Annotated in this window: 11 protein-coding genes, 1 tRNA gene and 1 pseudogene; 7 read left to right on the top strand and 6 right to left on the bottom strand. The window is 71.7% G+C overall.

All coding sequences use genetic code 11. The annotated features are described in order from the left end of the window. Positions 1 to 211 precede the first annotated feature (211 nt). The 3 genes from ABZU46_RS18720 (at position 212) to ABZU46_RS18710 (ending at position 3,942) form a co-directional block, all read left to right on the top strand. Entirely contained in the window at positions 212 to 766 is a 555-nt protein-coding gene (locus ABZU46_RS18720) for a hypothetical protein (RefSeq protein ID WP_354859362.1), read from the top strand. A 93-nt stretch (positions 767 to 859) separates the two neighbouring features. Continuing rightward, a complete protein-coding gene (locus tag ABZU46_RS18715; RefSeq protein ID WP_354859368.1) occupies positions 860 to 1,354 on the top strand; it encodes a hypothetical protein in 495 nt (164 codons plus the stop codon). A 158-nt stretch (positions 1,355 to 1,512) separates the two neighbouring features. Further along, complete coding sequence (locus ABZU46_RS18710) at positions 1,513 to 3,942, top strand: hypothetical protein (RefSeq protein ID WP_354859361.1); 2,430 nt, start codon at positions 1,513 to 1,515, stop codon at positions 3,940 to 3,942. A gap of 138 nt (positions 3,943 to 4,080) precedes the next feature. Here ABZU46_RS18710 and ABZU46_RS18705 read toward each other — a convergent pair whose 3' ends face one another. Then, complete coding sequence (locus tag ABZU46_RS18705) at positions 4,081 to 4,425, bottom strand: hypothetical protein (protein WP_354859358.1); 345 nt, start codon at positions 4,423 to 4,425, stop codon at positions 4,081 to 4,083. Between the two features lie 80 nt (positions 4,426 to 4,505). Between ABZU46_RS18705 and ABZU46_RS18700 the strand changes: the two are divergent. Beyond that, positions 4,506 to 5,093 (top strand): annotated as a pseudogene (locus tag ABZU46_RS18700) (SDR family oxidoreductase); the annotation flags it as partial. 57 nt (positions 5,094 to 5,150) lie between these two features. On the opposite strand, the gene ABZU46_RS18695 reads toward ABZU46_RS18700, so the two are convergent. Then, positions 5,151 to 5,237, bottom strand: a tRNA-Ser gene (locus ABZU46_RS18695). A gap of 75 nt (positions 5,238 to 5,312) precedes the next feature. On the opposite strand from ABZU46_RS18695, the gene deoD reads away from it, so the two are divergent. Then, positions 5,313 to 6,020 (top strand): purine-nucleoside phosphorylase, encoded by a 708-nt coding sequence (gene deoD / locus ABZU46_RS18690; RefSeq protein WP_030328147.1) that lies wholly within the window; start codon positions 5,313 to 5,315, stop codon positions 6,018 to 6,020. Positions 6,021 to 6,171: 151 nt separating this feature from the next. Here the strand turns inward: deoD and ABZU46_RS18685 are convergent, their stop codons facing one another. From ABZU46_RS18685 to ABZU46_RS18670, 4 genes are all read right to left on the bottom strand, one after another. Then, positions 6,172 to 6,618, bottom strand: a complete 447-nt coding sequence (locus ABZU46_RS18685; protein WP_354859365.1) for a nucleoside deaminase — start codon at positions 6,616 to 6,618, stop codon at positions 6,172 to 6,174. A 196-nt stretch (positions 6,619 to 6,814) separates the two neighbouring features. Beyond that, positions 6,815 to 7,342 carry a tRNA adenosine deaminase-associated protein gene (locus ABZU46_RS18680; RefSeq protein WP_354859356.1) on the bottom strand — a complete coding sequence of 176 codons (528 nt, stop codon included), beginning with the start codon at positions 7,340 to 7,342 and terminating at the stop codon, positions 6,815 to 6,817. 117 nt (positions 7,343 to 7,459) lie between these two features. After that, positions 7,460 to 7,627, bottom strand: a complete 168-nt coding sequence (locus tag ABZU46_RS18675; protein WP_167626078.1) for a hypothetical protein — start codon at positions 7,625 to 7,627, stop codon at positions 7,460 to 7,462. A gap of 112 nt (positions 7,628 to 7,739) precedes the next feature. Beyond that, positions 7,740 to 8,129 (bottom strand): hypothetical protein, encoded by a 390-nt coding sequence (locus tag ABZU46_RS18670; protein WP_354859353.1) that lies wholly within the window; start codon positions 8,127 to 8,129, stop codon positions 7,740 to 7,742. A 62-nt stretch (positions 8,130 to 8,191) separates the two neighbouring features. Here ABZU46_RS18670 and ABZU46_RS18665 point away from each other — a divergent pair, with 62 nt between their 5' ends. Then, a complete protein-coding gene (locus ABZU46_RS18665) occupies positions 8,192 to 8,953 on the top strand; it encodes a M23 family metallopeptidase (RefSeq protein ID WP_354859350.1) in 762 nt (253 codons plus the stop codon). Between the two features lie 29 nt (positions 8,954 to 8,982). Continuing rightward, positions 8,983 to 10,053 (top strand): PHP domain-containing protein, encoded by a 1,071-nt coding sequence (locus ABZU46_RS18660; RefSeq protein WP_354859347.1) that lies wholly within the window; start codon positions 8,983 to 8,985, stop codon positions 10,051 to 10,053. The last annotated feature ends 3 nt before the right edge of the window (positions 10,054 to 10,056 follow it).

Raw genomic sequence — 10,056 nt, 5'->3', positions numbered from 1 at the left:
CCCGCGCGGGCACCCCCCCTCATATTTTGCAATGTTTCCGTTCCGCGCGAACGGAAACTGTCCAAGATCTGCGCGGCCGTCGCGGTGCCGCCGGGACGGGTCTGAGCGCTTCGGATCGGCGGCAACACCGGTACCGTTCCAGGGACCGGCGGCACCCGGAGAACCGTCGTACACATGTTCTATCCACAGGCTGTGGACGGCGGAGGGTTCGATGGGTTACCAGCTCAGCGCGGTGGTCGCGGACGTGGACCTGCTCCGCGAGCAGACCGCCGAGCTGGATCACGCGGTCCTCGGCGAGCTGCGGCAGGATTTCGCGCTGCTGCCGATCACCCCGCAGTTGGTGGTGGAGTTGACCGGTTCGCTGCCGGATTACGCGACCGACGACCGCAGCGTCGCGCACCCGTTCGAGCTGGTGCTGTCGCCGGCGCTGGCCGACCTGCTGGCCCGCTGGTCGCGGTCGGGGCCGGTGGCGTACGTGGAGGCCGAGTTCGGCGGTGGCGTCGGCCACCAGTCGGCGGCGGTGTGGCTGGGCGGCACCCTGTCCTGGGGTCCAAGCTTCGACGACGTCCTCGACGCGCCGCGCGCGGAGTGGCCGATCAACGCGGCGCTGGTTCAGCTCGGCGTCGAGCGGGGCGCGTGGATCGACCCGTTCGCCGAGGTGGGGTTGCATCTGGAGCGCAACACCGACGGCTGGCTGGCGCACGGGCGGCGGCGACTCAGCGCCGACTACTGGGACGAGCTGGTCGAACAGTGGGAAAACCAGTAATCCGGCGACGGGCAGCAACCTGAGCGGCCCCGCCCCGTTGGGGGACTGGGGGATTCCATGAAACTGCGACAATTCGCGTTTATTGCCATGCTGCTGACTGCTGCCTGGATCGCGGGCAGCGGCACGCCACCGCCCGGCCCGATGCCGCCGAACCGACCCGCCGGCAACGTCGAGATCATCGACCTGAACGGCCTGCGCAACATCGAGTTCGGCGACACCGAGGCCGAACTGACCCGCCGGGGCGTCCTGCGTACCGACCAGGACGCCTGTGGGCCGGTGCTCACCGGCCACGACACGGTCAGCCCGGTCTTCATCGAGGACAGACTGGTGCTGCTGTGGGTCGGTGACCCGATGCGCACACCGGAGGGCATCACCGCCGGCTCGCCGATCGACGAGGTCTGGGCCCGCTACCCGTCCGTCACGCGGCTGCCCGCTCCACAGGGGACGCATCGGCTCGACGGACTGCTCGCCCGCAGCGGCGACCGCGCGTACCTGTTCCTGCACGACGGGCGCACGGTCCGAAAAACCATCGCCGGGTACGCCGACTGGGCCCGCCGCCTCTTCGACGAGGGCGCCGCCCCCTGCTGAACGACCCGCCCCGTCCGACCCGACAAGCCGATTGTCCGCGATCGACCATCGTGAAACTATCCCCTCGCTCGCGCAGATCGCGCGACACAACACGGGGGGACATCGTGCGTACAAACGCGTCCGATCCATGGTGGAGACACCTCGCAAGGTGGGCCGCCGTGGCGGCCCTGAGCCTCACGGGGGCGGGCCTGCTGGCCGGCCCCGCCACCGCCGCCCCGACGGCCCAGCCGTCGCCGCGACCGACACTGACGACCGAGCAACCGCCCGCCGTCACCGCACCCTCGAAGCCAGCACCCACGACTCCCGCCCCCGGCCGGGCCACCGCGGGTCCGACGACTGTCGTTGGCCTCTCGGCCGCCTGCGGCGGCCATCTCCCGCTGGGCCAGGTCAAGAACTGCGCGTCGATCGCCGGCGCCGCACAGCAGAAGTGGACGATCACCTCGACGGTTGACCAGGACACCCTGTTCATCCGGCTCCGCGAGGTCTCCGGTGACGGTGTCGGCGCACAGGTCAAGGGCGGCGATGGCACCACCATCTGCTACGTCGGTCCGTACCTCACCGAGTGCAAGCTCGGCGCTGCCGGCACCTACACGGTCACGGTGACGCTCGACTACGGGACCGGCAAGGGCGCCTATTCGCTGTCGGCCGAGTCGATGCGGACCCCGTCCACCTGCGTCAGCCTGCCCGCGAGCTTCTTCTCCTTCGCCTCCGCCGGTCGCAGCGGCACGCTGCCCGTCGGCCTTGCCGCCCGCTGCTTCACCTTCAAGCAGCCCACCGGCACGGTCCTGCACCTCGCCGACCCGGGCGGCGTCGAGGACATCCAGGGCAACATCCTGGACGCCCAGTTCCAGCCGGTCTGCTCGGTGCGCTACCCCACCGAGTGCACCCTCCGCGAGGCCGGACCGTACCGGCTGTTCCTGGAGGAGACCTACGGCAACAAGGCCCCCTACACCCTCAAGATGCCCCGGATCTCGCAGTCGGTCGGCTGCCCGGCGCTGCCGCTGACCGCGTTCGGAGACCCGGGCGCGGCGGTCGGGACCGGCACCGTGCCACCGAACCAGGGGATCGGCTGCCAGTCGCTGCGGGTCACCACTCCGGGCCGACTGATCGTCCGCTTGGACCAGTACGCGAACCAGTACCTCGACTGGCGGCTGTACGACGACGCCGGACAGGTGGTGTGCACGGAGTACGACTCCTCGCGGTCCTGCGCGGTACCGGCAGCCGGCGCCTACACGCTGGTGGCGCAGAACTGGAACTGGGAGCCGGTCACCTATCGGGTGGCGGCAGCCCGCCTCGACCAGACCGAAGGTTGCGCCGCCCCCACCGGACTCAACTGGGACCAGCCGGCCCTGACGCTGCACCAGACCTCGGCGGTGCAGACCAACTGCCAGCCGTTCCACGGCGAGGCCGGTGAGCGGGTCATGGTCTACCGGGCCCCGGACCGGTACAACGACGTCTCCTCCTCGATCGTCGACGAGCAGGGTGCGGTGCTGTGTACCGACTGGTCGGAGCAGGACGGGTGCGTACTGCCCTCCACCGGGACCTACCGCGTCGTCTCCTACCTGGCGAACTGGGACGCCGACAGCGTGGACCTCACGTACAAGGTCCAGGTCCGTCGACTCTCCGACGCGGTCGGTTGCCCGACCATCACCCCGGGCACGTACAACTCGGCACCGGCCGGCGCCCTCGGCGGCATCCGCTGCCGGACCCTGGACCTTCCCAGCGCAGGGGTGTACCGGGTCACGGCGGTGGACGGCAAGAACTACCGGTCGTACGCCACCGTCTACGACTCCGCCGGGATCAAGGTCTGCACCGACACCTGGTGCGAGGTCCCCGCGGCGGGGAAGTACACGATGGTCCTCAGCGGGGGCGTAACCGGCACGGTGATCGACACTGACTTCCGCTACGCCGTCGCGCTGCTGCCGTGGAAGCCGTCGGATTGCACGCCGGTGTCCGACACCGGCTGGCAGGACGCCCCGCACCGGGGCGGGTTCGACGCCGCTGGGCAGCACAACTGCCTCCAGCTGCCCAGTCCGGCGGGGGCCCACGTCGCCGAGCTGCTGGCCGGGGACGTGACGGCCGCGACCTCACCGGAGATCAGCGTGCTGAACGCCGCCGGCGAGCAGGTGTGTGACTACTCCTCGCTGCGTCAGTACAGCTGTGAGCTGACCGGCGAGGCACCCTTCTCCGTGCTGCTCACCGCGGATGAGGGATCCCCCACCAGCTCGTACGCCGTGGGCTTCGCCCGGACCGACGGGCCGCCGGCCTGCCCGGTCCTGCCGGGGGACGCGGCCGGCGCAACGGTGAACACCGGAGCGGACCACTTCGCGGTCTGTTACACAGTACCGGCCGACCAGCGCGCCAGCCGGGAGAGCTTCACGTGGACGCGTACCGCCGGCTCCGGTGACGCCCGCATGTCGGTCTTCGACAGCCAGGGCATCCGGTACTGCGGCCCCGGCAGCTCGGCCGTCGAACGGACGATCACCTGCACCCTGCCCGCCGGTCCGGTGACGGTGATCCTGGAGACGGATGCCGTCGATGCCTCGTACCGCTTGACCCACCGGGACGGCACCGCCCCAACTGCGTGACGGGCGGCGGGCCGGCCCTCCACCACATTGGAGGGCTGGCCCGCCGGTCGGCAATCGACCTCAACGTTGACAGCCTCTTCGAGTTCGGGCTGCAACGGCTCCTCGACGGGGTGGCGGTGCTCGTCCGACCGTGACCGTTCAGGCCGGGTTGTCCGCGGATGCGGGGGGCCGCGCCCCGGACACGGCGGCGAAGCCGGCGAGCGCGATCTCCGCCGTCTGACGCAGGTCCTCCCGCGCGACCCCGGCGGCGGCGTGTATCGCCTGCCCCTCGGTGACGCTCATGACGAAGCGGGCGAGCGCGGCCGGATCGGCGTCGGCGGGTAGGTCGCCTTCGGCCACGGCGCGGGTGAACCGGTCGGCGAGAGCCAGCTCACCGGCCAGGCGGCTGCTGGCGACGAACCCGGCGACCGCGGCGTTCTCGCCGGAGCAGGCCGTGCCGCCCTGGATCGACAGGCAGCCGGCCGGCCGGTCGGGCCGGGTCACGGCGAGCACGTTCTCGCGCAGCAGAGTGGCGACGACCTCGTACGCGGTGGGTTGGGCGAAAGCGTTCCGCCGCCAACGCGACAGGCATCGTCAGCGACGTAGGCAACCTCGACGACCTGGACCGGGTGATGCGGGCGATCGAGGAGCGCGGCGCGGGGTTGGACGTGGTGTTCGCCAACGCCGGCAGCGGCGAGTTCCGCCCGCTCGACTCGATCACGGTCGAGCACGTCGCCAACACCTTCGACACCAACGTCTACGGCACCATCTTCACCGTGCAGAAGGCGCTGCCCCTGCTCAACGAGGGTGCCTCGGTCGTGCTGACCGGCTCGACGTCGGCTGTCAGCGGCATCCCGGCGTTCGGCGTCTACGCCGCCTCCAAGGCCGCCATCCGCTCGTTCGGCCGCACCTGGGCCGCCGAGCTGATGGACCGGAAGATCCGGGTCAACACCCTGGTGCCCGGCTCGACCGAAACCCCCGGCCTCGCGGGCCTGGCGGCCAGCCCCGAGGAGGCCCCCGGGCTGCTGAAGGGCATCGCCTCCGGCGTGCCCATGGGCAGGATGGCCCACCCGGACGAGATCGCCAACGCCGCGCTCTTCCTCGCCTCCGACCAGAGCAGCTTCATGACCGGCGGCGAGCTGTTCGTCGACGGCGGCCAGCAGCAGCTCTGACGCGAAAACGCCCGGTCGATCCTCGCGGATCGACCGGGCGTTTCTGCATTTCACGAGCGGTGGCGGAGGGATTTGAACCCTCGGAGGGCGTTAACCCTCACACGCTTTCGAGGCGTGCTCCTTAGGCCGCTCGGACACGCCACCGCCGACGAGGGTACAGGACCGCCGGTTCGGACGCCGAACCGGTATCGCTCGGGCCGGCCTGGCAGGATCTTTGCCATGAGTACGCACATCGGCGCGAAGCCGGGCGAGATCGCCGAGCGGGTCCTGATGCCGGGTGACCCCCTGCGGGCCAAGTGGATCGCGGAGACCTACCTCGAGGGCGCCACCTGCTACTCGACGGTTCGCGGCATGCTGGGCTTCACCGGCCGCTGGAACGGCGTCGAGGTCTCGGTCCAGGGCTCCGGCATGGGCATGCCGTCCGCCTCCATCTACGCCCACGAACTGATCAACGAGTACGGCGTGAAGACGCTGATCCGAGTCGGTTCCTGCGGCGCCCTCAGCACCGACCTGCAACTACGCGACGTGGTCGCGGCGATCGGGTCGTCCACCGACTCGAACATGAACCGGATGCGCTTCGACGGGCTGATCGACTACGCCCCGGTGGCCGACTTCGGGCTGCTGCGTACCTCGGTCGAGGTGGCCGAGCGGCGCGGCATCAGCATGCACGTCGGACCGATCCTGGCGGCGGACGCCTTCTACACCGACCGGCCGGACCTCTACGACACGCTCGCCGACTACGGCGTGCTGGCGGTGGAGATGGAGTCAGCGGCGCTCTACACGATCGCCGCCCGGTTCAAGGCCCGCGCGCTGACCGTGCTGACCGTCAGCGACCACATCAAGACCGGAGAGAAGACCACCTCGGAGGAGCGCGAGCAGACCTTCAGCCAGATGGTCGAGATCGCGCTCGACACGATCATCGCCTGATCCGTCCCGGCGGGGCGGTGTCACTGCCGAGAGCCGTATGACTCAGAGTCATAAATATTCCTCTGAGTCATACGGCTCATTGGCGCGCGGCCTCCCCCGGCCGCGCGACGTCCAGCCGGCGGCCGAAACAGCGGACGGGGGCGCGGCAGTCTCAGCGGAAGAAGGCGCGCAGGACGGCGGCGGTCTCGGTCTCCAACACGCCGCCGTAGACCTCGGGGCGGTGGTTGAGCCGGCGGTCGCGCAGGACGTCCCACAGGGAGCCGGCGGCGCCGGTCTTGGGCTCCCAGGCGCCGAAGACGACGGTGGAGATCCGGGCCAGCACCAGCGCGCCCGCGCACATGGTGCACGGCTCCAGGGTGACCACCAGGGTGCAGCCGTCCAGTCGCCACCGACCGACGCGCTCGGCGCCCCGGCGCAGGGCCAGCACCTCGGCGTGGGCGGTGGGGTCGCCGGTCAACTCCCGCTCGTTGCGCCCGATCGCCAGCTCGGTGCCGTCCGGACCGTAGAGCACAGCGCCCACCGGCACGTCGTCCACGTCGGCCGGGCCCGCGTCGTCGACCGTCGGGCCGGTGACGGCGACCTCCAGGGCCCGGCGCATCCACAGCTCGTGCCGCTGCCGCCGGCCGAGGTCGCCCGGGTCGGCCAGCTCCTCGTGCGCGCCTGGCCCGGCTCGGCCCACCGCGCCGGGCGTCGGCTGCCCCGGCCGGATCGCCTCCAACAGCGGATCGGTGGCGTCGGCCGGCTCAGCGCCACCCGCCGGAACGATCCCACCGCGTGCTGCCGACCCGGCGGGGTCAGACCTCACGCAACTCCTCGACCTCGTCGGCGCATCCGAGCACCTCACAGATCTCGGCGGTGACGTCCGCCGGCAGCATCCCCTCGGTGCCGCAGAGCGTCAGCAGCTTCTGCGCGGAGATGCCCAGGTTGGCCAGCAGGTCGGCGTCGCCCACCGGATCGGCCTCCGGATCGACGGCGGGCTGCTCGCTCTCGTCGTCGCCGCCGACGGCCAGGCGGGGCTCGTCGTCGCCGTCCAGCCCGGTCACGGACGTCTTCAGGTCACCGACCAGCAGCTGACCCAGCCGGGACTCCTCGGCGAACGCCGAGTCCGAGCCGAACACCCGCAGATCCTCGCCCTCATCGAGACGCAGAATCACCAGGTACGCGTCGTCGGCCTCGACGAACAGCAGCGACACGTCGGCTTCCTGATCGACGTCGCGCAGCCGGTCGGCGACCTCATCGATGTCGGTGGCGCCCCGCAGGCTGACCTCGGCGGCGGTCCAGCCACTGTCGTCACGCACCACGGCCGCAGCGAAGTACGACACGGTTCCCCCAAAAGCCCTCGGCACAGCGCCGACTCGTCAAGGGTGCACGTTAGCCGGTCGGATCGGCAGGCGACCGGTCAACGCCCCGAGACGCCAGCCAAACCTGACAAAGTCGGATCAGCCGGCTACCCGACGGCGGGTGGCGATGAGCTGGCGCAGACGCTCGGTGCGCTGTCGCTGCGGCCGGCTGCGCTGGCGTACCGCCCGAGCGCCCGCCAACTCGGCGAGCAACTGGAGGCGGCGGCGGTTGCGATCCGGGTCCTGCCGCGGGGTGGTCCAGGCCATAGTGCCGAGGGTGCCGAGTCTCGACAGCCACGTCAAGACGGCGTTCGCTACGCAGCCAACCGGGCACGCGGCGCAGTCGTCCGCCCCCGGATCCGGGCCGGTCCGAACACGCTCACCACAGCGGCCAGTCACCGCTGGTCGCCCAGCGGACCGCCACCACGGCGGCAGCGATGCTCCAACCACCGGCGGTGACGATGGCCACCCCGGTGGCCACGCCGCGATCGCCGTAGCGGACCAGCACCAGAGCCGTCAGCCAGGCCAGCAGGCCGGCCACCACAGTCCACCACGCGTACCTGGCGACGTCGGTGCCCAGCAGCCCGAACAGCAGCAGCCAGGCAGCCGCCGCGCCGCCGCCGGCGGCGACACCGCCGCCGGTCACCGGGTGCGGTTCGCGGTAGGTGGGTCTGGTCGGCGGCCCGGCCGGAAAGAGCCCCGACGGGGTACGCGACGCCGGGCGGGCGGGCCCGGGATCCGGGACGGGGTCGGGTCGGGCGATGGTCATCGACTGCCCTCCCCTCACGCGCGTCGCTCGTGCCCACGGTACCGGTCTGTCAGGATGACCGAATGCCCTCGCCGACGATCGGTCGCCGCGTGCGTCCGGCGTACCCGATCCTGCTGCTGCTCGCCCCGGTGCTGGCCGCCGGCTGCGCGACCACCCGGCCGGGGGTGCCGCCGGATGGCGCCGCGGCGTCGCCGTCGGCGGTCTGGGCGACCGGTGAGCAGCCGGCGGCGCCGACGGCCACGCCGACGACCCGCCCGGCCAGCCCGACGCCGTCGTCGGCCAGGCCGTCGCCGACCGCACCCCGCGCCGGGCTCCGGCACGTCTTTCCGGTACGCGCCGACAACGTGGACTACCACACGACGCACGGGGCGTACCCGGCGACGGACGTGTTCGCCGATTGCGGTGAGCCGTTCGTGGCGGTGACCGACGGCAAGGTCCTGGAGGTGAGTCGTGTCGACAGGTACTCCAAGAGTGGGCCGCAGGGCCCGGACAACGGCGGCCTGTCGGTGTCGCTGCTCGGCGACGACGGGGTGCGCTACTACGGCTCGCACCTGAGCGTGGTCGGCGCCGGCATCGAGGCGGGGGTGCGGGTCCGTGCCGGGCAGCAGCTCGGCAAGGTGGGCCGCACCGGCAACGCGAACAACGTCTGTCACGTGCACTTCGGCATCTCGCCGCCGTGTACCGGCAAGGACGGGTGGTGGATCCGGCGCGGTGTGCTCTGGCCGGCGCGCTATCTGGACTCGTGGCGGCGCGGCGGCAACCGGGAACCCGCCGCCGAGGTGACCGCGTGGCAGCGCGAACACGGCTGCCCGAAGGCTCCCTGACGCGGCTCGTACGCACTAGGTTCGGTGGGATGAGCGCCCGGGACCCCATTGCCGACCTGCGCCGGATCGCGTTCCTGCTGGAGCGGGCGAACGAGGCCACCTACCGGGTGCGGGCGTTCCGTTCGGCGGCGAAGGCGCTGGCCGGTCTCCCGGCGACCGAGGTGGCCGAGCGGGCCGGCAAGGGCACGCTCACCGAGTTGGCGGGCGTGGGAGACGTGACGGCCCGCTGCGTGGCGGAGTCCCTGGCCGGCGAGGAACCGGTCTATCTGCGCCGGCTGGTGGCGACCGAGGGCAGCGACCTGGACGCCGAGGCCACGGCGCTGCGCGCCGCCCTGCGCGGCGACTGCCACACCCACTCGGACTGGTCCGACGGCGGCTCCCCGATCGAGGAGATGGCGCTGGCCGCGGTGGAGCTGGGCCACGAGTACCTGGTGCTGACCGACCACTCGCCCCGACTAACGGTGGCGCGGGGGCTGACCGCCGAGCGGCTGCGCCGGCAGCTCGACCACGTGGCGCAGGTCAACGCGGCGCTGCCCGAGGGCTTCCGGATCCTGACCGGGATCGAGGTGGACATCCTCGCCGACGGCTCGCTCGATCAGGACGACGAGCTGTTGGCCCGGCTGGACGTGGTGGTCGGCTCGGTGCACAGCGGCCTCAAGGACGAGCGGGCGAAGATGACCCGGCGGATGCTGGCGGCGGTCGCCAACCCGCACCTGGACATTCTCGGTCACGTCACCGGGCGGATGGTGTCGTCCCGGCCGGCGGGGGTGACCGGCCCGGGTGATCGGGGGCACCGGGCGCGGACCAGGAGCGAGAGCGACTTCGACGCGGACGCGGTCTTCGCCGCCTGCGCGGAGCACGACACCGCCGTTGAGATCAACTCTCGGCCGGAGCGGCAGGACCCGCCGAAGCGGCTGATCCGCCGTGCCCTGGAGGCGGGCTGCCGCTTCGCGATCAACACGGACGCGCACGCGCCCGGTCAGCTCGACTGGCAGCGGTTCGGCTGCGAGCGGGCGGCCCGCTGCGGCGTCCCGGCCGACCGGGTGGTCAACACCTGGTCGGCCGAGCAACTGGTGGAGTGGACACACGACCGGGCCTGACCA

It is taken from the genome of Micromonospora sp. NPDC005197 (assembly GCF_040608295.1).
GTDB lineage: Bacteria > Actinomycetota > Actinomycetes > Mycobacteriales > Micromonosporaceae > Micromonospora.
The sequence above is the reverse complement of the archived record's forward strand: the minus strand, read 5'-3'. Positions and strand labels throughout refer to the sequence as shown.

Coding starts and splice junctions, on each gene's coding strand:
- ABZU46_RS18720 (WP_354859362.1), top strand. CDS start 212: ATGGGTTACCAGCTCAGCGCGGTGGTCGCGGACGTGGACCTGCTCCGC.
- deoD (WP_030328147.1), top strand. CDS start 5,313: ATGAGTACGCACATCGGCGCGAAGCCGGGCGAGATCGCCGAGCGGGTC.
- ABZU46_RS18685 (WP_354859365.1), bottom strand. CDS start 6,618: ATGCGCCGGGCCCTGGAGGTCGCCGTCACCGGCCCGACGGTCGACGAC.
- ABZU46_RS18675 (WP_167626078.1), bottom strand. CDS start 7,627: ATGGCCTGGACCACCCCGCGGCAGGACCCGGATCGCAACCGCCGCCGC.
- ABZU46_RS18670 (WP_354859353.1), bottom strand. CDS start 8,129: ATGACCATCGCCCGACCCGACCCCGTCCCGGATCCCGGGCCCGCCCGC.
- ABZU46_RS18665 (WP_354859350.1), top strand. CDS start 8,192: ATGCCCTCGCCGACGATCGGTCGCCGCGTGCGTCCGGCGTACCCGATC.
- ABZU46_RS18660 (WP_354859347.1), top strand. CDS start 8,983: ATGAGCGCCCGGGACCCCATTGCCGACCTGCGCCGGATCGCGTTCCTG.